Genomic DNA, 21725 nt, shown 5'->3' on the forward strand with positions numbered 1-21725 from the left:
CGCCGCCCGGCAGGCGACGATCCGGTCGCTGCAAAGCCGGATCGAAGCTGGGACCGAACGACTCCCAGGACTGCAGGAGCAAAGCGCCAAGGTCCAGGAGTGGCTGGGCATCGAAGACCGCACCACACGCATCTGGAACTTCCCCAGCGGTCCGGTCCCCGACAGTGAAGTCCCCGACCTACGCGACGCGCTCAAAGAATCCTTGGCCGACGCCCGCGAAAGAGTCACCCTCACACGCGACTTCCTCACGATCGCATCCGTCAACGGTGTGCCGGTGACACTCGGCTACTCGAACGTCCTCAGCGAGTACATCGTCGACATCGCAGGGGAGAAGCGCTACCTCGCCCGCGACAAGATGACCGACCTCTTCACTCTCGACAGCGCGGCCAACGGCGTCATCCAAACGCTGCGCAACCAACTGTTCTCCGTCAGCAATCGCGCCGACGCCCTAGAACATCAACTCGGCAGAGACAAAGCCAAGCTCGAAGTTGCGATCAGTGAACCGGAACTGGTGTTCACCCACGACGCCGAACTCGAAGCCGCCAAGCTCGAAGCTCACGAGCTCGGTCTCGAAGTGAACTCCCGCGAGAACTCACCCGAGGCTCTGCGGCAGGCGCGCCTGGACACCGAACGCCGCCGCGCCGACGGCCAGTACCCCGGATGGTCACTGGATCTCAACCCCACCGAAGGATGGGCATCCGAGCAGGGCATGACCCGCGAAGCGGTCATCGCGACGGTGCCGGCCAAGATGGCCGAAGCCCGTAAGGAGTGGGAGGAGAACGCGAAGGCCCGCGAAGACAACGAACGCGCGCAGCCGTGGCAGAGCATCGACGCCAGCGAAGTCGAATGGCGCTACGGATTCGATCCGAACTCCGGGATGCCCGGCGCACGTACGCACTGGCACGGCCGCCAATGGCACTGGGAAAGCTGGGACGGAACCGGCCAACACGACCGGGGCACCGCGAACAAGCGCGTCGACGCCTTCGCTCGCGCTTCGCACAGCGTCGACGCGATGGCCCGAGTACGCGACGTGCCGCGGGAAAAGATTCGCGAGGTGAACCTCGAACGAGGCGCACAAACCCGCGCAGCCGCAACCGCTGAACAAGAGCAAACGAGCCTCGTCGACATCGCGCCCGGCGATCAGAGTGCCGCCGTGGGCGTGGAACAAACGGCAGTCGATCAATCGGTGATCGACGCAATCAAGGCCGCCGGTGGGAGCCACCCACGCAAACTCCGCGACATCATCAACAACCACACATCCGACACCGAGCAAGGACTGGCATCGGACGAACCGACCTCACAGGTCGAGCGTGACTACGGACTAGACGAGGACGGCGAACGTGCAGTCTGAACACCAGCGGGCTCTGCCTGCATAAGATCCAGCCAACAGACAGGTGGGCAAGGCCGAACGTCTTGCCCCACCTTTGTCTTGACTTCCTTCGACAACAGGAGCGATGAAATGCCCGAGCGCGATCCAGGCTGGAGGACACGACTCGCATCTCCGAACCTGTGGATACCGACCATCGTCGGCGGAACAACTGGCCTCGCCGGATTTCTCCTTGGCCGCAGCCTCGAAGTTCCACTCGCATCAGACTTCTGGAAACTGGCCGGCCAACCCCTCGCCACCCTAGCGGCGGGCGCCGGCGCGATCGGTGCCGGCTGGCTCGCGCTGCACAACGGATCCAAAACGCGTGAACTCGACAGAGAACACCATCAAGACACGATGAATCGCGATCGCGAATCCAACCTGCGCGACCGATACACCACAGCAGCGCAACAGCTCAACGATGACAACTCCGCCGTCCGAGAGGCGGGCGCTTACGCGATCTCAGCCCTGATCGACGATTGGATCGGCTACGGGCAACTGACCCGACAGCCCAGCCTGGCGCACTCGCAGGCACAAGCGTGCATCAATCAACTTTGCTCGTACCTGCGAGCCAACAGACGTTCCGTCGAGTCGTACGACGAAGATCCCAAAACGACCCTCCACGGTTTCCAGCTCGAAGAAGCATTGGTTCGACACACAATCCTCAGCGTGTTCCGAGAGAACAGCGGTCGATGGTTGCGTCAACGGCGAGAAATGCAGTCTGAAGGTATTTCGCCGAGAACCTTCGATTTACGAGGCGCCCGCCTTCGCGGAGCGAATCTAGAGTTCGCGGATCTGCGTGCGGCAAATCTTCAAGGAGCCGATTTGCAAACCGCCGAACTGAGCGGAGCGACATTACGTCTGGCGAATCTCAAAGGTGCCATCTTGAGAGCGGCGGACCTCACTGGAGCAAATCTGACCGATGCCACCCTGACCGGGGCGGACCTAGGCGAAGCGAAACTGCAGGGCGCGATCCTCGTCGATGTGAATCTGCAGAAATTCGATCTTTCTCGTCTCCGTCTGGAGAAAGCCAACTTGAGTGGCGCGATTCTGTTCGAAGCCGACCTACGTAGCGCCACTTTGACCGGAGCGAACTTAGAGCGCGCGAACTTGGCTCATGCCAAGTTGTTCGAAGCGAATCTGGCTGAAGCCAATTTGACTGGCGCGTACATGTTCGGCGCGGCCCTCACCGGGGCCGTCCTGACCGACGCCACCCTCACCAAAGCAAACCTCGCGAAGACGACCCTGGCCGGCGCGCTCTTGATCAACGCAGACCTGCAAGACGCGGACCTAGAGGGCGCAGACCTTGAAGACGCAGACCTTGAAAGCGCGAAACTCAGCAACGCAAAATTACGACATGCCATCTTGGCCGGTGCCACTCTGCCGGAGGCGAATCTGACCGGTGCCGTCCTGATCGGCGCGAACCTCACGAACACGACCTTCGGCGGCGCGAACCTCAGCGGCGCGGATCTAACCGAGGCGGATCTGTCGGTCGCGGATCTAGAAGAAGCCGATCTAACCGAGGCGAATCTGACTGACGCCGTCTTGATCGGCGCGAACCTGGCCAACGCGAACTTGAGCGACGCGGATCTGGCCAATGCGAACTTGAGCGACGCGGATCTGTCTAGCGCGAACCTGACCGATGCGAACCTGAGCGGCGCGGATCTGTCTGGCGCGACCCTGACACGTGCCGTTCTGATGGGCACGATCCTGACCCGCGTGGACCTCACTGGCGCGGTACTGACGGGCTTGGACTTGGACGGCGTAGACCTCACCGACGTGAATCTGGACGACGTGAACATGGATGATGTGGACTTGTCCGGAGCGATCCTGCCCGGTACGGACACTAGCGGTATCGCCTGAAATTGGAATCGGGAGAACATCTGATGTAGCGCACACAGGACGCAAGGTTGCGAGCTGTAGGGCCGATCAGAACAACGTAGATTGACCCGGTCCTGGGTCTGTCTTTGCGCGAAAGAGCGCCTTCTCGTCGTAGCCATATCGGAGTGCTTCGCGGATGGCGACAGAGCGGTCGTAACGTGCGCGTCCACTACCGTCGAGAAGCGTGTGGCCGGACAACCTGCCCATGGCAATGGCGAATCGAACATTCTCTGCGTACGTGGACTCGACGAGATGTTTCGGTCCTACCCGCACGCAGAGCGGTTCGTTGCATTTGTGTTCGCACACCACCCCCTCGTCGAGGAGACCGTGCGTCAGCTCCACCGAGAAGCGGTGGGCGAGGACGGTGCGTTGACGATTTTTCCGTTGGTAGTTGAAGCGGCCGTATCCGTCCGGAGCGCTGATTGCGCCCACCCAATACCAACACGTCGGTGACTTCACGACCTTAGACCAGAACCGTGCGATGTCCTTCTTGGCCGGTGGCAGTGACGCGTCCACATACCGGCGCGCACGGGCCGAGTTGGAGGTTGTTTCGTCGACAGGTGTGTGGCCGTCAGATTGTTCTGACGGCCACAATCCCGGTTCCGAATTCTCGGTCACCGATCACTCTTTTGCTGGGTCACGCGGACGCGAGCGTGGGGGAGTCGGCTGGCTTCTCTGCGGCGGCTTCGCCTTCTGAGCGAGGTGCGTCGGCCGGTGCCGGATCTTCTTTTCGGTCGGCAGCAGTCGTCGCTGATTCCGCGGGCTGCTTCGCGGAGATGCCGGCCTTTTCGAGGTCCTCTGTCGACGAGGCGATCAGTTCCTTGGCAGCCTTGTTCGTGATACCGAGGACCGTCGCCAGATCGGCGTTTGATCCGCCGAAGGAGAACTGAACAACCGCTTGCGCGTATTCGAGAGCGAGCGCGTCTTCGGAGCCTTGCTGGTTCTTCTGAAGCTCTGCGAGCTTGGCCGCGGTGTCCTTCTTGGTCTGCTCGATCTTCGCGGCGGTGTCGGCTTTGAGTTTTTCGATCTTCTTGTCCAGAGCTTCCTGCAGTGACTCGATCCGGCGTTCGCCGGCAGCCTCGACGCTGCTCGACTCACGTTCGAGGCGGGCAAGTTTCTGAGAGACCGCGTTGAGCGGCTTCGCGAGGTTCTCGATGCGCTGTTGCGCCGCGAGGGCCTTTTGACGGGCTTCCTTCACGTTCTGTTCAACATTTTTGACTGTGTGTAGTCGACGGGATCGGGTTGCTGCTTCATTTGTGGACGCCATGCCACGAAGTGTATCGGCTCGCGCCGTCCGTGGCCGAGGTTCTTGCACCGTGCGATGCCTCCGGGTGGTCAAGCAAGATGCGCACCAACAGACCCCAAGCGCATCCCGAAAACCCGAAAGTCAAAGACCAAATGCCTAACACTCTCGCCGAAGGCGAGAAAGAACCGATGCCTACGGCATCGAAAAACAAGGCACTACCTGCGGTAGCCAAACAAACTTCTACACACCTCTTGCACCAGGGGTGCGAACTGGCACAATGGTCACCATGATGACCATCCACAAGCTCTCAGCTGGGGATGGCTATACCTATCTGACGAAGCACGTCGCGGCCGGTGACGCGACCGAGTCGAAGAAGAAGGATGTCGTCGATTACTACAACGCCAAGGGCACACCGCCCGGGCGTTGGTTCGGAAAAGCGACTACCCGCGCCGGTGTGGCGGTCGGCGACGAAGTCACCGAGAATGCCATGCGCGCTGCATTCGGCGCAGCGCGCAAGCCGAACGCTTTCGACACCATGCCGCCGATCACTGCACCGCAGGCTGATCGCTTGGACTGGTCCGCCTCGACTGCGCTCGGTTCGGCATTCAGCTCCTTCACCGAATCTCAGGAGTACGTGCATGAGGTCGAAGAACGCTGCAGCGACTACAAACGCGCTCACGGCGAATACCCGGAGACTGCGGCGAAGGACCTGATCAAGCACGACCTTGCTGTGAAGCATCTGACGAAAGCTCAGGCACCGAAGTCCGGCCTGATCAGCGAACAAGAGGTAATGAAATTCATTACCGACAGTTACAACAAGATGCGTCAGCCCGTCGCAGGCTACGACCTGGTGTTCACACCCGCGAAGTCAATTTCGCTCCTGTGGGGACTCGGTGATCCCCGTGTGAAGGAAGCAATCGAGGCTGCCCACAAACAAGCCGTCGACGAAGCCCTCGGCTGGATCGAAGATGAAGTCACCTACACCCGTCGCGGCAAAGCCGGCGCCCGAGTGATCAAAGCCGAAGGGCTGCTTGCGGCCCGTTTCGACCACTGGGACAACCGCGTTGGTGACCCCAATCTGCACACGCACTGCGCAGTGCTGAACCGGGTCTTCGCCGAAGACAAGTGGACCACCATCGACGGTCGCATGTTCTACCGCTCAGCGGTCGCAGCGTCCGAACGCTACAACACCCGCGTCGCGGATCTGGTCGCTCGCAAGCTCGGAGTGACCTTCGCTCCCCGCGCTGATACCCCGGTCGGTAAGCAACCGGTGTACGAGGTCGAAGGCATCCCGATCAGCCTCATCGAAGAGTTCTCCCGCCGTCAGGCCATCGTCGATCGACAGGCAGAATTGGCCCACGAGTACCTGGAGCGGCACGGCAAGAACCCGCCGAAGAAGGTCCAGTACGCACAGGCGCAACAGGCCACACTCGACACCCGAAACGCCAAGAACCCGCCGCGCAGCATGGCGGAACTTCGCGCCGAATGGGACGAGCGTGCGCGCGCCATCGTCGTCGACACATCACCTCAGGAGCTGGTCGACCTCGCCCAGACCGGCCACGACAAGCGGCCCCCCTTCGGGCCGGCCGACCTACCCGAACTGATCGCCACCGTCGAAGAAGACCTGTCCCGCAAAGTCGGCACATGGACCGTCTACAGCCTGACCGCCGAAGTGCAGCGCCAGGTCCGTGCGTTCAGTTTCGCTGACGACCTGGACCTTGACGTCTACGTGAAGGCCGCCGTCGAGACCCTGGTGAAGAACCACTGCATCCCCGTATTCACCGAGATTTACTCCGCTCCGGAGAGCTTGTCCGAACGCGTCGAAGGCGGCCTGGTGCGGCTGCACACCGTCGACCGCACCACCATGCGGTACACCTCCGAGTCCGTCCTCGCCGCCGAGAAGTACATGCGGAACAAGGCCGATGCCACCAGCGAGCTCACCGTTCCGGATCGCGTCATCCGCCGCCAGATCCGCCGCATCGAAAAGCAGACCCGCAAGGAAATCGACGTCAAGGACTTCGCCCTCGGAAACGATCAGATCGCCATGATCGAACACTTCCTGACCGCGAAGACGAAGGTCGCGGTAGCCGTCGGCGCAGCCGGCGCCGGCAAGACGACCGCCGCGAAAGTTGTCGCCCGCGCCTGGGAACAAACCAACGGCAAAGTCATCGCACTCGGACCATCCGCCAAAGCGGCCGACGTCCTCGGCGCCGAGATCGACGTCGAAGGCCGCACCATCGCCGACATCCTCACCCGCGATCAACACGGTCTGGCGACCGGAATCGAGAAGGGCGATCTGCTCCTGGTAGACGAAGCCGGAATGGCATCCGCCCGTAACCTCGCAGACCTCACCCGCATTGCCACCCAGGCCGGTGCCGTGGTGCGACTTCTCGGCGATCCGCTGCAGTTGGCATCAGTCGAATCCGGCGGTGTTCTGCGTGATCTGGCCGAACGCACCGATGCCCCGTTCCTGTCGAAGATCCACCGATTCAAGACCGTCGGCGAAGCAGCAGCCAGCTTGCAGCTGCGCGACGGCGACGAGTCCGCACTCGCCTGGTACCAAAAAGAAGACCGCATCCGCGAAGCGATGAAACACGAACTTCCGGACAAGGTGTTCGAGGCGTACGTCGCGGACGTCGAGGAAGAGAAGGTGACCTTGATGGTCGCCCCCACCAACGACCTGGTGCGTGAACTGAACCTCAAAGCCACCGCGTACTACCGCGACAAGGGCACCGTGACTGGCGACGGCATCCTTCTCGCCGACGGGCTCGAAGGATCGCTCGGTGACGTCGTGGTCACCCGTAAGAACAACAGCAAATACGTCGTCAAGGACGATCAAGGCAAGCGCACCGGCCGCGTCAACAACGGCGATCTGTGGACGATCGTCGAAGTCGGTGTCGACGGGTCTTTGCGCCTGGAGAACAACGTCAGCGGCGGCCGTGTGGTCGTCGCGGCCGACTACGTCGCCGACAACGTCCAACTCGGCTACGCCGCTACCGTGCACCGAAGCCAGGGTATGACCGTCGGTGCGTGCCACGTCCTGACCGACTCCGGCATGGACCGCCAAGGTTTCTACGTCGCGATGACTCGCGGCAAGCAGAAGAACATCGCTTACGCCGCCTCGGATGAGCTTCCCGACTGGGACTTCGAGCACCGCCCGGACGAGCATCCCGGCGCACTCGGCGTGATCGCCGGAATCATCGCCCGCGACGGATCGCAGCGCACGGCGCACCAGATGATGGAGGAAGCGCAGGCACACGCGGAGTCCTTCGAGGCGATCAAGCAGTCCTATCTCTCCGCTGTCGGTGCGCTCTACGAAGAGCACACCTCGGCGCTACTCAACGAGATCCTGCCCGACCGCCAGTTCACCTGGGTCCACACTTTCGGCGGATGGGACTCCATCGTCGAATCCGTCGCCAAGGCCGAAACATTCGGATGGCACACCCGCCGACTCCTCGTCGACGCTGCCAACGTCATGCGGGAGAAGGGCAAGGCCGGCAAGATCGACGAGCACGACAACGCTCCCGGCAAGATCATGGCCGAAGCCCTCGACTCTGCGATCAAGTCCCAAGAAACACGGCAACGATCCGACGAGGTCGCCCGGTATCGCGTCCCCGCGCTCACCGACGCCGTCGCAGCGCAGGACAAGATCCTGGGCTCCTACGCCCGCGCCAACATCGAGCAGATGCACGCCTTCGTCGATACCTACGTCGAGAAGGCGATCCGCGAGCAAGCCCCCTGGATCGTCGCCCTCGGTAACCCCGGAAACGATCCCCGCAAGCAGGCGCTGCTGCACACCGCCGCCACCGAAGTGGGACTCTCACGCGTCCTGAACAATGTCGGCGACGAGGTCACCGACCCCTACGCACATCTGAGCGAGGTCCGCGCCGACGTCGTGGGCAAGCAGGTCGAACAGATCAAGGCCAAGCCCGCGGCCGCGACCGTGTACTCGTCCTACTCGACCGGTGACCTCGCGACCGCCACCGCGTCTGCAAAGCGCCGGATCTCCGACACCCGGCAGATGCTCGGACAGGCCAAGCGCGAGCTGGCACGCGCAACCGACGACTCGTCCCTCGGCGCCGTGAACTCCGTCATCGCCGAAGTCGAAGCCGACGCCCAGAAGATCGCCGAAGTCCGACGGCTGCGCGACGCGTACGACCGCATCCAGCGCGATCCCACTGCGTCCGCTGCCCAGCGCGATCAGGCCCGTACGGCCATGACCGACGCTGAAGCGGGAGCACTAGCCGAGCAACGATGGGGAGCGATCGAAATCTCCGCCGCCGCGAACCGGGCGAACCAGGGCCGACGCGAGCGCGCCGGTAAGACCGACGACCGCGTGCTCGGAGCACTGAACACCCGCATCGCCCGCCTGGAGAAGGTCCTCGCATCCGATCGTGCGCGCCTCGAACTGCTGGAGAAAGAAAAGCTCTCCCGCCGAGGCAACCCGTCCACACACCCCGACCGGCCACGTCCACGAACCGAGGACGCCGACCTTCACCCAGAACAGGAGCCGCCCACCATCGACCGCGGAACCGACAACGGACCGGAACTGTAAAAGCAGACCCAACATCAATGTCCTCGCCCCTCACCTGGCGAGGGGGGAACGAGGAAATGATCATGGCCGACAAGAATCCGATCGACGCCGACGTCGATGCCGAACTCGCGGACTCCTCACTGGGCGAATACGCCGAGGCCGACGAAGAGAATCAACCGGCGGCGGGAGGGTGGCCCACCGAAGGTCCGCGCACCGCCAGTTCCGGCTGGTACGAAAAAATGATCCACGACGTAGCACGTACCGCGCACGAGACCCCTGCCTGGGCAGCGGACTTCGCAGAAAGCGAGAAACTGCGCGATGCGCCGTGGTTGAACGTCGCTGACCTCAAGCACGAGAAGTGGCACGCCGGCGACCGCGACTACGACGAGCCCGGCCCGCGCGAACAAGCCATTCTCGACCGGCTCAATGCGACATTCGACGGCGACTTCAACGTCGTCGATGCCGGCGACATCCTCGACTACACAGACGCGACGAATATCCTTCGTCTCATCGACGAAGACCGGGGCACGAACTTCCGCGACACGATCGCGGACTACCGAAGCGTCGATTACACAGTCAACCGGACCGGTAAGAACCCGATCCCTCTTCCCGACGGACCGAACCCCGGCGCACTCTGGAGCGGCGAGGAGATCGTGCGCCTCATCGACGTAGCCAACACAGTCCCCGGCCCCCTGGCCAACATCGTGGAAACGCACAACCTGCGCGACGCCGACTGGCTGGAGCTTCCCGGTATCGAAGGCGCTGGGTGGCTCCCCGTCGCACCGCACCCCGACGAGTACGGCCAGCAAGAAGAAGCCATGCTCGAAGCCGTCAACACCATCTCCGACCGCTCCGTCGACGCCGCGGATGCCGCGCGCCTCGTCGACTACGCCGCCGCAACCAACATCCTTCGCGAAATCGACAAAGCCCAGGGAACGAACTACCTCCATTCGGTCGAGGGTTACCGTCAGGAGGCGATTGCCCGAAACCGCTCTGCAGAAGCCGAAAGCGGCGTCTCCGCTGATTCCGCAGTTCCGGAAACCGCGCAATCCTCGGCCGAGATCGGCAACGATCCCGACTCCGGACTTCCACCCGCCGACGATCCGTTCGTTGCCCGGGAATTCCGCTTGGATCAGTTCGACCTCTCCGCGGATGATCGCGAGGTCGAACCCGAGGCCGCCGATTCCGAAAGTTCGGTCGACCTCGACAAGGAGCACGCCCGCGAGGTACCCGTCGACTCCGGCGTACGCGTCGACCCGATCACTGCTGGCACCGCCCGCCCTGGCGCACAAACGGTCGCGCAACCGGACCAACGAGTGCACGACATCGCGTCCTGGCTGCACACCGCCAACTTGCGAGCCCGCGCCGGCGAAGCCGTCAAACCACCGAAGCCGATCAAAGAGGTTCTCGGGCACTTCAAGAGCGCACCGATCGACCAGACCCGAATCCAAATCCTTGCCGCGGCCGCCGCTGCACGGACCCTCGAAGGCGAACAATCCGCCAACGCACAGCGCCTGAACAAACTCGTCGTCGAGACTCAGACACGTCTGAACGCGATCCGCGACCACGACCGCCGAACAGCCGCACTCGAGCACCGGGAGAAAGAAATACCCCGCGAGAAGATCGCCGAGTGGGATCAGAAACGGATCGACCGCGAATCCGCCAATGACCGCAACGTCTTCAACGCCGCGGCCGCAGTAGCCGCCGGCTACGTCGCCGCACGCGGACTACCGGCCCACGACCAGCTAGCGCAGCTAGCCGACGAACAACTCGGACCCGCACCGGAAGCGCCGGCCCCCGCACCCGACAAGGCCCCACAACCGGAAAAGCAAAGCGGACCGTCCAAAGCCGGACAGATCAAGAACGTCCTCGACTCCGCCGGCCGAGGACTTGCCCAGGCCGTCGGACCGGTCGCCGGCGACGACGAGGTCGCCCCGAACCTGTCCCCGGTCAACATGACTCAGGTGACCGAAGAGCTTGCGCAACTGGCGGCCTCGATCGCACCCGCGATGAAAGCCGCAATGGGCAGTCATCCGCGATCGGTCAAAGAACTGCTCAACATCGTCCAGACACCCGACGAGGAAAGCGACCTCGCGTTCGAGCAGAACACCGGCCTCGGTGTCGAAAGGGAACGCGAAACCGAACACTCGGTGTAACCGAGTAAAGCTCTACAGACACCACCAACGCCGTCCCGTAACCGGGGCGGCGTTGGCTCTTTTCAGGATGCGGCCGAAACCTGGCCGACCGGGCATCGAGGTTAACTGGCGCTCGGGTGTCGCTCACGCGTGGTTTTAAGCGCTGCAAGCCTCACGATCTCGGCCTTCGACGTCCTCTTCAACCTCTCGTCGATGATCAGTTTGGTCCGCGCTGCGTTGATTTTTGCGTCACTGACACGTAGCGCAGATGACGATGGCGAGTCGGCCACGACAGAACCTCCGTGTTTTGAAAGGTCTGACTATTTTGGCTTCTGGCTCACACCACCGCCGCCAGGGGGAGGCGTCGTCGGGGGTGGTGGGGGCGGAGGACGCGTGCGTCCACGACCAGGGATGGTCCCACCCTTCTTCTCGGTGCCGCCGGGCTCAGTGCCTCGATTGACCATCTTCATGATTTGTTGCCCGCCGAACATTCCGCTGGGAGAAAGTCGGCCGCCGTCATGGTTCATGCCGTCTTCCTGTCTCTTTTGGGAAGGTTTCCCACGCCGCCGCCGCCCTTCGGCGCCGCAGCCTTCATCCCGGCCTCGCGCGATGATTCGGTACCAGCTCGGCGCGTCGGCACGTACCCGCCGGTTCGTGGTGGCAGCCAGCCTGCAGGCTTCTTCGTATCGCTCATCGTGTTCCTCCTAGAGACCGTCGGCTTCCGGCCTGAATTCGAGTATTCACTGAAAACCTCAGCTCCGCATCTACCTAGGAGGGAGCGGGGGCTGGGGGGTCGTAGCCAATGAACTGGACCAACTGCGCATCATCGCATCGAATCCACATGCCAACCGCCGCGGGAATGGGTGCCCCGAACACCCCGTCGCTATCCAACGTCCATGGAACCTCAAGGAAAATCTCTCGTTCCTCCGGGTAGCCAGTGAAAAAGGACTGATCGCCAGCGAATCCACCGACCCATGCCCCATCCTTCGTGAGGACCCGCACGAAACCCCAATCGAGCTTCTGACTCGCAAAGTCCCAAGCAGTCGGAGTGGGGTTGTAGATCCGAAAGAGGTCACACCAGCCATGTTCCGGGTTCTGCTTCCGTGCAATCCACACATGCACGACCGCTGCTGCACCAAACGGAATGGCGAAGACCATCAGGAATGCCCACAGCGCAGACCAATGTGGATTGTCGAGATACTTGACCGGGTCGGAAATTTTCGCGGTCAACCTCTCACCCAGGACGCCCACGTACAAGAGCGCGAACATGCCGGACAGCGCTAGTGCCCGCAGGATGCGAACACCGATTTCCCGCTCATCAGGCGTCGGACCCCGAAAGTGCGCACGCGCACCCTGATAAACAAACCCCGGAACAACTGCGAGCAGGACGGTCAACGCCTGCTGCCAACCACTCAACAACATCAGACAACACTAAGCGCTACAACAGATTCTGACGGACTGCCGCCGCTGGACTCACACGCCAAGAATCCAGTACACCGCTGCGAGCCACTCCACCGGACCTGTGGTCGCCAACAAAGGCCGACCATCAGGTCCGTTCGTGTTGTGCGGAGCGCGGACCAGCGCACCGACGATTCAGTGACGGTTATCGGATGAATTAGCAGGACACCGATTCGGTCGATCTAAGGTGGGGGCATGACAAACGTAGCGGCGACCACAGGACTGGGCTCAGTCTCTGCTGCCGACCGTGCGCGCGTCCGCATACTTCAACAGTTCGTAGAGTCGCCTGAATACGCACAGATGCTCGAAGCGATCAAGCAAGTGCACTTCGACCTTCCGTTCCTCCGGATGCGTGAGTCGCGTGCAGATAGGGCCAACGACGCGTTCTTCGATTCCGTCGGATCGATCACGCCCCGGCCCCCTGGTCCTGACATCGACTTGCACTTTCTTCTTCCGCGCACCGCAATCGGCAACTGGATCGACGGACTGTCGATACCCTCCTCTGTCGAGGGCCTGCAGTACGCGCTGCGCGGATTTCGCAACGCTCTCCGAGCGCTCCTCAATATCGGCAGCTACCTTCGCCAACTCGCCAACACCCGCGATCGTCACGGTCTCGCCCCGGGCAAGGCTGTCACCATCCATCCTCAGGTCACGCGTGGCCCCAATATCCGTAGCTCGATGCGTCGATCATCTGCGGACTTGGTGAGTGTCTAACCGACACATGTAGTCCGCAGCGAAATCTCAAGCTGCAAGGGACCTACATTGTCTGCCCAACTCGCTTCTCTAACCACACTTCATCCCGCCTTCATTCTGATGTCGGTGCTGTTCGCACTACGTTTCGTCGTAATCTTGTACCTGCTGACCAGGGCAACATTCGTTGCTCTGTCGACGAGGGATCAGGCTCGCGCTGATCGAGCCTTGGGCGTTCTGGCCGCGCTCCTGGCCGCACTCTCATGGGGTCTGTTCGGACGCGGCGGTGATCGATGACTACCGCGACGTCGACCCGGCGCGGCAGGAAACGACAATGCTCCGATGACATCCTTGAGTACGTGGTGGATCTGCGTCGCGCCGGAATGAGCTTGCGTGGGATTTCCGCCAGGCTCAACGACGAGGGCGTACCGACGCCCGGAGGCGGCGCTCGATGGCATCACTCGTACGTCGACGGACTCCTCCACACGCACGGTGGGCGGACAGTGCTGAAAGCAAGGTCCGCCTTGTACCCAGTACCGCCCGCCCTCACCGACCTCACCCCACCAGGGGCACAGGAGGCATCGCACACAGAAAAGGCCGCCGCATACTGCCGATCCGAGAAAACTCTCAGACCAGGGAGGACGAAGAACTTTTCGCCCGCCGAGGCAGATGTGGCGACCTCTTTCTTGTCGCCCTCGCAGCATAGGACAACCCGCCGACACGAAACCGGCATGTCCGCCGCTGAGCTGTGTCAGCGAGGGGAACAGCTACGCGTAGTGGGCGCGCTATTCAGCTCACGCTCTGCCGGTTTGGGTATCAGTTGTCACCTTCCGTTGCATGGAGACCCCCGCATACCGCCTGGACGGCCGAGGGCTCGAACGAGAGGATCGCGATGTGACGCCCTGGTCGGCGGACAGGTCTCTCCGGCTGGTGGTGCGGGCGCGCCTCGGGGTGGGTGAGGTTGCGGACTCGGACGTTCAAGAGTCGGGCAAGTGCGACTGTTTGGCCCCAATTGGGATAGAGGCGTCCGAGTTCCCAGTTGTCGACAGCGGGTTCTTCGGCGTGACAAGCGATGTCAACTTCGGGGCCGTTATGCCGGCCGCCGTCGAGTCGGCAGGTGATGTACCAGGGAACGAGCTTGCCGGTTCGCCACAGTTCACGTTCCTCGTCGTCCGGCTCTGCAAATGGCTCCGGGGAGGGAATTCCGAACAGGATGTTGCGACACCGTTCGTGTTCGCTCTCCGAGACTGTGGACGGTCGGTCGTGGGCTGGCACCGGCAGGTAGGGCGTCGGGCGAGCGCGGTTGCGCAGGAACTTGAGCACGAGTGTCAACATCTCCTAGATGAAGGGTGGCCGGTACGAACGAAATGGGCCGGGGTCAGCCTCCGTTGCACGGAGGACCCCACAACCCGAGCTGCCGAGATTGGGCATCCGTTTGTGCGGCAACGATGTCCGCGCTCTTGCTCAGCGGCTGGGTGTAGCTCGGGTACTCCCGCGCCATTCCTTCACTCGCCGCGAGAACGCCGTAGTCGGTGCCGTCGGCAAGGGTGATGTACCGCAGCGATCGACCGAACTTGTCGACGTCGCTGGCAGCCGGATCCATGATCAGCCTGACCTGAGCGCCATCCAACATCTGGTGTGCCCACTGGCTTGCCTCCGGTCCCCAACATTGCACCGGCGCATTCGGTTTCACTGTCTCCGGAGTGTCGATACCCAGTACCCGGACCCGGATCTGCGAGCCGTCGGCGAGCTTGACGTCGGCGGTGTCGCCGTCGACGACGTGGACCACCTGCCCCGGGGCGCCCCGCTCCAGCGCCGGAGGCGCCAGACCCGACATATCGAGTTGGCAGCCAGCCAGTGCGAGCGCGGCACCGACCGCGGCTGCAGTCACCGCGGCCACCCGCGGCCGACCGGGCCGGCAATGTGCAGGTGTCTGCCCGTTTGTGGAAGTCATCGAGTGCCTTTCGGTCCGAGGGAATCGTCCTGGCCTACGGCGAGCAGTTCTTGTACGGAGTCTGCGCAGACGGTGCACGAGTCCTCTCGGTGTCGAATGCGTTCGAACTTGCCGGTAGCGCGGAACACGCCGTCGTTGTAGATGACGCGCGGGTCGCGCACCGTCCCCTCTGCAGGATCGACGATATCGACCATTGTCCTGCTGACTCCGTTTCCGGTCGGGAAAAGCCACCATGCCTTGTCCCCGGCTTTCCAGTGATCGTCCCTGAGCCAGGGGCCTTCCGAACCAAGCGCAGGGATGGCGGGTGAAGTGGTCATGGCGGTTCCTCGTCGGCTCAGAAGCGTTGGTGATCCGGATCGGTGGGTCATTCGTCCGCCGGGCAGCGACTATCTGCCCGGCGGCTGCTGCCTATCTGGTGGCCTTGCGTTTCCGGGGCTTGGTCGTGGGCGCGCGGTCGTCGAATTTGAGGGTGAAGCCGAAATTCTTGTGCCCGTTGTGAGTGCTCACCGCCAGGGCGCCCTTGGCTGTGTACTTCTTGCCGCTCTTACCCGTGGCCTCGAATTCGATGGTCTCCCCAGCTAGTAGTTGTGCCACTTCCTGCTCGGTGAAGTCCTTACCCGGCCAGTGCTCGTTGGCTCCCCAGCCCCGACCCTTGAACTGGACGTTCTTGCCCTTCCACATACCGCTGACAAGGTCCGTTCGTTCCTCGAACTGAGGTTTGAAGCCCACGAACGGGTACTTGTCTTTGCCCTTTTCCATCACTCCGGACTCGAGCGCGCCCTTGCACGTGAACGGCTTGCCGGTCTTGGGGCTGATCGCCGTGATCTCGATGACCTGACCGGCCAACAGTGCGGCCACCTCTGCGTCGGTGAATCTGTGTCCGCAGAACACCCGCTTCGCGGTGGTGACCACGGTGGCGCCGTGGGTGAAATGCAGTGCCGGCGGCAAGGTGATGTTCTCGACCGGCGCCCGTGTCACTCCGGCCTTGGCCATGCGTTCTCTGAGCTCGGCCGGCAACCTGCCCGCGTTCGTCTTCATCTTCTCGAGGTCGTGGCGCACCAGGTCTTCCACCAGCGCCAGGAAGTCGGGAGCCGCGCTCGTACCCGCCTCCACCTGGGCCATCTGCTCGAAGACCTTCTCGGTGATCGTCAGATCGCCGATGTGCGTACCGGGCAGAATCCGGTGGTTGAGTTCACCGACCGCGCTGAGCGTGATCTTGCCGCGCTGCTCGCGCATCAGAGCCTTGCCGGTGGCGTTGTTGGTGACTTCCGCGTAGGTGCTCGTCCGGGTAGCACCGGTACCCACGCTGCGTTTTTCCAGCTGCTTCATCAGCCACCCCATCGTCGGGTGCGGCGGCCGCGTCGGAAAGCCCTCGTGGACGAACGGTGTCGCGACGGTCCCGAGCGCAGTCGCACCCGACGGCGCATCGTCGTCTTCGGATTCGTCGTCTTCGGCGACGAACACGCCTTTCCAACCGAGCACGGCGGCGACGTTCAGTGAACCGACGAAACTCGGGTACTTCTCGACGTGCCCGCGATGCTGGTCGTATTCGTAGTCCGGGGCGAGCATTGTCAGGTAGTTCTTCGCCAACAGTTCGTAGATTTCCTTGCCCAGTGCGCCGAATTTCGTCTCCACCGCAGCCAAATTCGGGGGGACGTTCGGGCCGGGACGGTTGGCACCGTGGGCGCCACCGGACTTGATGTGACTCTTGCGTGGTCCGCGGTGACTGAGCGCTGCCGGATCCACCCCGACCACTCCGGCGATCTTGTCGACCAGCGGGAGCAGTTCGTTGAACTGTTCGACCGAGATGAACTTGTCCTCGGTGCGCGGATAGGACACCACCTGTGCCTCGTACATCCGCTGATACGTCTCGAGGACCTTCTTGGCTTCGAAGCCCTTCTTCGACAGCAACGACGAGAGCGCTGCCAAGTCCATCAATTTCGGTGGCCCGGTCTTCTTGCGAGTGGTCCCGTCATGGACCACCGGCGAGGACTCGAGGCCACCGGGGACGGCGCTCTTGTTCTCGAACCTGTCGATGTCGGGGTCGGTGTAGGTGACATTGTTCTCGTCACGAAAACGGTTCTCGTAGAACGCTTTCTTGACGTAGTTCTTGTGGGCGTCGAGGCCGTCGCCGACGATCACGACCATCGCCGACTTGAGTCGGCCGTTGCGCACGACGGTGCTCGAACCGGACACTTTCGTCGCCGCCCGTGTGAACTGCATCGAGAGCATGTCCCACTTCGACCGAAAGTCCGCCTTGCGGTAATCACCTTCGGACTCGATCGAGGTCACCGGCCGCCGTTTCGAGAACGCCTTCCGCAGCGATGCCGGGGTTTCGTCGAGAAACTCCATCCGCTCGAGCTTCTTGCCTTCCAAGCCCAGGTACTCCACGATTTCCCAGCCCAGCAGCGAACCCTCGCCGGTCGGATCGAGATCGGCAGCGTTGCAGACGGTCTCGCACGTCGAGAGAGTCGCTTTGAGCTCGGCGAGCAGACTCTTCGCATCGGGGTCGGTGACCATCTTCCCGCCGGAAACCTTGCGCCTGACCTCGCGCTCCCAGCGGAAGTCGCCGGCATTCCACGGCAGGTGTTCCAGATCCCAGCTCTTGTACCGCTCGGCCAGCGGGGCCGGCACCATCGTCGCCGGGTCCTTCAACTCCAACAGGTGGCCACGAGCGTTCACGATCACGTAGTCCGTGCCGTCGAACGTGCCACTCATACCGCCCAATGCAGCGGCGAAGTTGCGTGCCGCCGAGGGCTTCTCGGTGAGAATGCCGACTTTCCCCATGCTAATTCCTCTGTTCCTGATGTTCGTTGCCCTCGTTCGCCAGAGCGCGCCGGGTGTCGTTGGTGAGTTCGTCCATCCGATCGCACAGCCGCGTCACACTGGCCGGGCTGGTGAGGGCAGAGCTTTCTCTCAAATGGCGCTGCCATGCCGTCATGACCGCGCTCGCGGCCGCCGTATCGCTGCCATCGGCGCAGCGCAGAATGTTCTCCAGCTTCGTGTCATCAGCGACTTCGAGCGCAGCGCTCCGGACGATCTCAGCCAAGTAGAGCGCAGCCCACTGACAACCTGGAGTGTCCGCCAGATCCCGTAGCGACTCGATAGCCTCGTCGACCGGGCGCCTGAAACTGTCGTCGATGCCGATCACGCGAGCTCACCCCCGTCCTCGTCGAGGAGGTCGTCGAGCAGCTCCCGCGGTACGGGTTCGTACTTGAGCGCCGGGTGGCCCATCCACGAGCCGTCTGCCGTGGCGTCGGACATCGGCCCGGTGTCCCCATCGAAGATCACGCGGACATGCGCGTCGAAGTGCTGAATCCACCAGGCCGACATCGCAGAAGGCTTGTCGGACGCGCGGGCTTCCTCGTACGCGAACCAGAGCGCTTTGAGGCGAGCGGCCACCTCGGGATACAGCGCCCACCGCGGATCCCAGACGTTTCCACCGTTTCCGCCGCCTAGGCCCATCTTTCGGCGAATGACCTGCGTGAAGAACTGTTCGACGAACTCGATCACGTTCGCGAACTGCGGTTCGATCTCGGGAACGTCCTCTTCCCCGACGATCGCTGTCCCGCCGTAGAGCGCCGGATCCGAGAAGTCCGTCGGTTCCGGATCTGACGGACCGGGATCTTGTTCGTCTTCGGCGGCGGGTCCGAGGTCAGCGTCTGAATCAGGCTCAGCTGGCACGCCCCAATCCGGCTCGGGGGCATCGTTGTCGGCGCCGAGTTCGGACTCTTCGACGTCGTTCAGGTCGTAGTCCGAGGGGTTCTCGTAATTGGTGTCGTCCACGGTCGACCAGTCGTCGGCCGCCGCTGCGAAGTCCACCATCAGCTCGTTCCTTCCTCGAAGAACTCGGACTCGAAGATGTCGTCGAAGTTCGGTGTCGTCGACACTCGCGGAGCGGGCGGTGCGGCCACCGGGTGGACGGGAAGCTCGACCAGAGGTTCCTTCTCGATGACGACGCGGGGAATCGGGCCGGTGATCGCGTCGTCAGCGAGGACAGGGCGATCGGAGATGCCGAGCGGTAGTGCCTTCTGCTCGACGCGTTCGGCTTCGGTGGCGCATTCGGCGATCGAGCGTTTGATGTCGGCCGCGAAAGGCGTGTTTCCCCAGAAGTTCTTCTCCACCAACAGCGGCTTGCTGCCGCCCATCGTCACGATCGCTCTCGTGCGCGGCAGAGCCTTGAGGTCGTCGACGGTGAGGATCTTCTCCTTCTGCTGGGAGGTGGAAATCGTGGACTGTCCACCTCCCAACAGACCGGCACTTCGGCTACGTGATTCGGTATCGACGAAGTGATCACCCACCTCGTCGGACAGGGACGAGAGGAACTTGTCATCCTTGACGTTGCCGCCGTACCAAACCATGTTGCAGGCGTCGATCATGGCGTCGTATTCGGTCTCGCCCCACACCTTTTTCGCTTGGGAAGGCGACTGGAGGATGGTGATCAAGATGATGCCACGGCTGCCGAAGTGGGAGTACCACTCCGGAAGTTGTTGCAGCTTGCAGATGTTCGCGGCCTCGTCGAGGATGAACGTCGCCGGAATCGGTACACGGCCGTCGACTTGCTGGGCGCCGTACTCCTGCAATGCGTCGCCGAGGGCGCCCACCAATGCGGTGGTCAGAGCGGACGCGGAACCGGCGCCCTTCTTGCTCATCGCGTAGACGGTGTCCGTGCTGCGCACCACCTGGTCGATGTCGAGCTCGGGCAGGTCGTGGACCGCATTGCCGGGAGTGATGGTGACGTTGCCGTCACTGTCCGTGGCGATCTTGACGCGGGTGTTGGGGAGGATTGTTTCCTCGTAGCGGGGTTCGTCCAACGGTGCGAGGAACCGGCGGGCCATGTCGTAGAAGCCGTCGCGCTGCTTGGCATTGACTGCTTGCTTCGAGCGCATCGCGTTCGCCAGATCGCTGTAACCGTTCTGCGCCAGAACCTTCACCGGGATCTGCGATTGCGTCTCTCGGAGCCAATCGATGACGTGGCGGAGATCCCCGCCGGCCAACGCGGCCGCGAGCATGTAGGAGCCGAACAGATCGCGAGCTGCGCCGTCGAAGTAGGCATCGGCTTTGCCGCCGCCGTCGGTGGCGGCCGAGATGAAGTAGTCACACACCACTCGTGCCGAGGGAAGGTCGTCGACGCGGCGAAGCGGGTTGAACCAGAAGCTCGCGCGTTCGCGGCGGTTACCGGTGGTGACCCCTTCCAGGTCGAGTAGCCATACCCGGCCCATCTGCTTACGGAGGTAGAGGGTGTGGGTGTAGATGTCCGGCTTGTTGGAGGTACCGAGTGCGAAACCGAGCGCGTAGCACATCGCCGGAATCGCCAGTGTCGCAGACTTTCCCATACGCGAACCGGCGATGGCGATGGCGACCCATTCCCAGGGCATCCGAAGTTCGAGCCGACGTTTGGTGGTCAGTCCCATGACGATGCCGCGGTAACCGGGGTGGGACTCGCTCGCTGCGGGGACCAGTCGCTGCGTTTCCTTCGCTTGCGCCTTGGGATTGGTCTGTTCGACGTGGCGAGGGTCGGTCATCGTCTCGGCATACTTGTCGAGCCGCTTCTCGGTGCCCTTGTCCTTGAAACGTTCGAGGTATCCGCTCTTCTTGAGCAGATACAGCACCCCGGCCGCGAGCGCGATGAGGAAGACGACTTCACCGATCAGGACGCCGGTCGCACCGTCGGGCCACGTCCACTTCCCCATGCCGAGGTTCAGTGCCAACCCGACCGGATGCCATACCTCGTGTTCGCCTCCGCCGAGGTTGTAGGCGATCACCGGCAGGAACGATGCAGCGATGACGGCGAGCATCGCCACCAGGACAGTGCCTTCCTTGTTTCCGCTGCTCTTGGGACGATCACGGCGCATCTGAGACATGGTCAGTTCTCCTTCACTGGTAGCGGTAGTCGGTCAGACGCCAACCGTCGTCGGTGCGGGTGATGGTGGTTCGCCAGGTCTGCGCAGCGAGGTTGGTGCTCGAGCCGGCCGCGTGCAGCACCGTCTGCCGGCAACTGACGTCGATGACGACAGTGCGCATTCCCTCCGGTGCGGCAGGAGTGCTCTCCGCTTTCGTGCAGGACGCCGTCAGGGCGTCGCCCGATTCCTTCCAAGCCGACCAATCGCGGTCCGGGCGTATGCCGGTGGCGCCGCCGTTGTCGTTGTCGACGGTGGCCGCCAGGTCACCGCCCAGCCAGGGGCGAGCGCGGCGGAGAGCATCGGATTTGCTCTCGTCGACGGCGGGCTGCCACGACAAGATCGTTTCCATTGCGGTGGTGGCGGTGCCGACCTCGTCGAGGTGTGCGGGGTCGTACGGGTCGATGTGCACATGATCGTCACTGCCGCCGTGCTCACCGTCCCCGGCGTCGCCGTTGGAAGACCCACAACCCGCCAGCGCTGCCGTGGCGGCGAGCAGTCCCGCGATCACGACTTTCTTTGACATGCGCATGGTTCTGATCCCCTGTTTCCGGTGGTGAA

The 21725-nt window shown here is 62.8% G+C and carries 18 protein-coding genes and 1 pseudogene; 6 read left to right on the top strand and 13 right to left on the bottom strand.

Features of this window, described 5'->3' with window-relative positions; translation table 11 throughout:
• Together ABH939_RS28730 and ABH939_RS28735 are read left to right on the top strand one after the other, a co-directional pair.
• Nucleotides 1-1351: pseudogene (locus ABH939_RS28730) on the top strand (helicase); the annotation flags it as partial.
• A gap of 729 nt (nucleotides 1352-2080) precedes the next feature.
• Nucleotides 2081-3229: a pentapeptide repeat-containing protein gene (locus ABH939_RS28735; protein WP_404650581.1), complete on the top strand. Its 1149-nt coding sequence runs from the start codon at nucleotides 2081-2083 to the stop codon at nucleotides 3227-3229.
• Nucleotides 3230-3295: 66 nt separating this feature from the next.
• Here ABH939_RS28735 and ABH939_RS28740 read toward each other — a convergent pair whose 3' ends face one another.
• Both ABH939_RS28740 and ABH939_RS28745 read right to left on the bottom strand, forming a co-directional pair.
• Nucleotides 3296-3865, bottom strand: a complete 570-nt coding sequence (locus tag ABH939_RS28740; RefSeq protein ID WP_404650487.1) for a hypothetical protein — start codon at nucleotides 3863-3865, stop codon at nucleotides 3296-3298.
• Between the two features lie 19 nt (nucleotides 3866-3884).
• Entirely contained in the window at nucleotides 3885-4445 is a 561-nt protein-coding gene (locus ABH939_RS28745; protein ID WP_404650488.1) for a hypothetical protein, read from the bottom strand.
• A 325-nt stretch (nucleotides 4446-4770) separates the two neighbouring features.
• Here ABH939_RS28745 and mobF point away from each other — a divergent pair, with 325 nt between their 5' ends.
• Together mobF and ABH939_RS28755 are read left to right on the top strand one after the other, a co-directional pair.
• Complete coding sequence (gene mobF / locus ABH939_RS28750) at nucleotides 4771-9048, top strand: MobF family relaxase (protein WP_404650489.1); 4278 nt, start codon at nucleotides 4771-4773, stop codon at nucleotides 9046-9048.
• Nucleotides 9049-9110: 62 nt separating this feature from the next.
• Nucleotides 9111-11183, top strand: a complete 2073-nt coding sequence (locus ABH939_RS28755; RefSeq protein ID WP_404650490.1) for a hypothetical protein — start codon at nucleotides 9111-9113, stop codon at nucleotides 11181-11183.
• A 101-nt stretch (nucleotides 11184-11284) separates the two neighbouring features.
• Here the strand turns inward: ABH939_RS28755 and ABH939_RS28760 are convergent, their stop codons facing one another.
• The 3 genes from ABH939_RS28760 to ABH939_RS28770 form a co-directional block, all read right to left on the bottom strand.
• Nucleotides 11285-11452 carry a hypothetical protein gene (locus ABH939_RS28760; protein ID WP_404650491.1) on the bottom strand — a complete coding sequence of 56 codons (168 nt, stop codon included), beginning with the start codon at nucleotides 11450-11452 and terminating at the stop codon, nucleotides 11285-11287.
• Nucleotides 11453-11685: 233 nt separating this feature from the next.
• Complete coding sequence (locus tag ABH939_RS28765) at nucleotides 11686-11856, bottom strand: hypothetical protein (protein WP_404650492.1); 171 nt, start codon at nucleotides 11854-11856, stop codon at nucleotides 11686-11688.
• Nucleotides 11857-11930: 74 nt separating this feature from the next.
• The gene (locus ABH939_RS28770; RefSeq protein WP_404650493.1) at nucleotides 11931-12584 is read right to left on the bottom strand and encodes a DUF6338 family protein; all 654 of its coding nucleotides are present in this window, start codon (nucleotides 12582-12584) and stop codon (nucleotides 11931-11933) included.
• Nucleotides 12585-12815: 231 nt separating this feature from the next.
• Here ABH939_RS28770 and ABH939_RS28775 point away from each other — a divergent pair, with 231 nt between their 5' ends.
• Entirely contained in the window at nucleotides 12816-13334 is a 519-nt protein-coding gene (locus ABH939_RS28775; protein ID WP_404650494.1) for a hypothetical protein, read from the top strand.
• A gap of 48 nt (nucleotides 13335-13382) precedes the next feature.
• Nucleotides 13383-13607: a hypothetical protein gene (locus ABH939_RS28780; RefSeq protein ID WP_404650495.1), complete on the top strand. Its 225-nt coding sequence runs from the start codon at nucleotides 13383-13385 to the stop codon at nucleotides 13605-13607.
• 519 nt (nucleotides 13608-14126) lie between these two features.
• Here ABH939_RS28780 and ABH939_RS28785 read toward each other — a convergent pair.
• The 8 genes from ABH939_RS28785 to ABH939_RS28820 form a co-directional block, all read right to left on the bottom strand.
• Nucleotides 14127-14645, bottom strand: coding sequence for a hypothetical protein (locus ABH939_RS28785; protein WP_404650496.1), 519 nt, complete (start codon nucleotides 14643-14645; stop codon nucleotides 14127-14129).
• Nucleotides 14646-14688: 43 nt separating this feature from the next.
• Nucleotides 14689-15201 (bottom strand): thermonuclease family protein, encoded by a 513-nt coding sequence (locus tag ABH939_RS28790; RefSeq protein WP_404650497.1) that lies wholly within the window; start codon nucleotides 15199-15201, stop codon nucleotides 14689-14691.
• Nucleotides 15202-15260: 59 nt separating this feature from the next.
• Entirely contained in the window at nucleotides 15261-15581 is a 321-nt protein-coding gene (locus ABH939_RS28795) for a hypothetical protein (protein ID WP_404650498.1), read from the bottom strand.
• Between the two features lie 91 nt (nucleotides 15582-15672).
• Nucleotides 15673-18051, bottom strand: a complete 2379-nt coding sequence (locus tag ABH939_RS28800; protein ID WP_404650499.1) for a DNA topoisomerase — start codon at nucleotides 18049-18051, stop codon at nucleotides 15673-15675.
• Nucleotide 18052: 1 nt separating this feature from the next.
• Nucleotides 18053-18415 (bottom strand): hypothetical protein, encoded by a 363-nt coding sequence (locus tag ABH939_RS28805; RefSeq protein WP_404650500.1) that lies wholly within the window; start codon nucleotides 18413-18415, stop codon nucleotides 18053-18055.
• The gene (locus tag ABH939_RS28810) at nucleotides 18412-19089 is read right to left on the bottom strand and encodes a DUF4913 domain-containing protein (RefSeq protein ID WP_404650501.1); all 678 of its coding nucleotides are present in this window, start codon (nucleotides 19087-19089) and stop codon (nucleotides 18412-18414) included. The genes ABH939_RS28805 and ABH939_RS28810 overlap by 4 nt, the downstream gene beginning before the upstream one ends.
• A complete protein-coding gene (locus tag ABH939_RS28815; protein WP_404650502.1) occupies nucleotides 19089-21128 on the bottom strand; it encodes a type IV secretory system conjugative DNA transfer family protein in 2040 nt (679 codons plus the stop codon). Before ABH939_RS28815 ends, ABH939_RS28810 begins: the two co-directional genes overlap by 1 nt.
• A gap of 13 nt (nucleotides 21129-21141) precedes the next feature.
• Complete coding sequence (locus ABH939_RS28820; protein WP_404650503.1) at nucleotides 21142-21696, bottom strand: hypothetical protein; 555 nt, start codon at nucleotides 21694-21696, stop codon at nucleotides 21142-21144.
• Nucleotides 21697-21725: the final 29 nt, after the last annotated feature.

It is taken from the genome of Rhodococcus sp. 27YEA6, assembly GCF_044908235.1.
GTDB lineage: Bacteria > Actinomycetota > Actinomycetes > Mycobacteriales > Mycobacteriaceae > Rhodococcus_F > Rhodococcus_F qingshengii.

Bases quoted from the DNA above. Each gene is read 5' to 3' on its own strand.
- ABH939_RS28765 (WP_404650492.1), bottom strand. From the start codon at position 11,856: ATGAGCGATACGAAGAAGCCTGCAGGCTGGCTGCCACCACGAACCGGC.
- ABH939_RS28815 (WP_404650502.1), bottom strand. From the start codon at position 21,128: ATGTCTCAGATGCGCCGTGATCGTCCCAAGAGCAGCGGAAACAAGGAA.
- ABH939_RS28755 (WP_404650490.1), top strand. From the start codon at position 9,111: ATGGCCGACAAGAATCCGATCGACGCCGACGTCGATGCCGAACTCGCG.
- mobF (WP_404650489.1), top strand. From the start codon at position 4,771: ATGGTCACCATGATGACCATCCACAAGCTCTCAGCTGGGGATGGCTAT.
- ABH939_RS28785 (WP_404650496.1), bottom strand. From the start codon at position 14,645: ATGTTGACACTCGTGCTCAAGTTCCTGCGCAACCGCGCTCGCCCGACG.
- ABH939_RS28770 (WP_404650493.1), bottom strand. From the start codon at position 12,584: ATGTTGTTGAGTGGTTGGCAGCAGGCGTTGACCGTCCTGCTCGCAGTT.
- ABH939_RS28795 (WP_404650498.1), bottom strand. From the start codon at position 15,581: ATGACCACTTCACCCGCCATCCCTGCGCTTGGTTCGGAAGGCCCCTGG.
- ABH939_RS28820 (WP_404650503.1), bottom strand. From the start codon at position 21,696: ATGCGCATGTCAAAGAAAGTCGTGATCGCGGGACTGCTCGCCGCCACG.
- ABH939_RS28800 (WP_404650499.1), bottom strand. From the start codon at position 18,051: ATGGGGAAAGTCGGCATTCTCACCGAGAAGCCCTCGGCGGCACGCAAC.
- ABH939_RS28735 (WP_404650581.1), top strand. From the start codon at position 2,081: ATGCAGTCTGAAGGTATTTCGCCGAGAACCTTCGATTTACGAGGCGCC.
- ABH939_RS28775 (WP_404650494.1), top strand. From the start codon at position 12,816: ATGACAAACGTAGCGGCGACCACAGGACTGGGCTCAGTCTCTGCTGCC.
- ABH939_RS28810 (WP_404650501.1), bottom strand. From the start codon at position 19,089: ATGGTGGACTTCGCAGCGGCGGCCGACGACTGGTCGACCGTGGACGAC.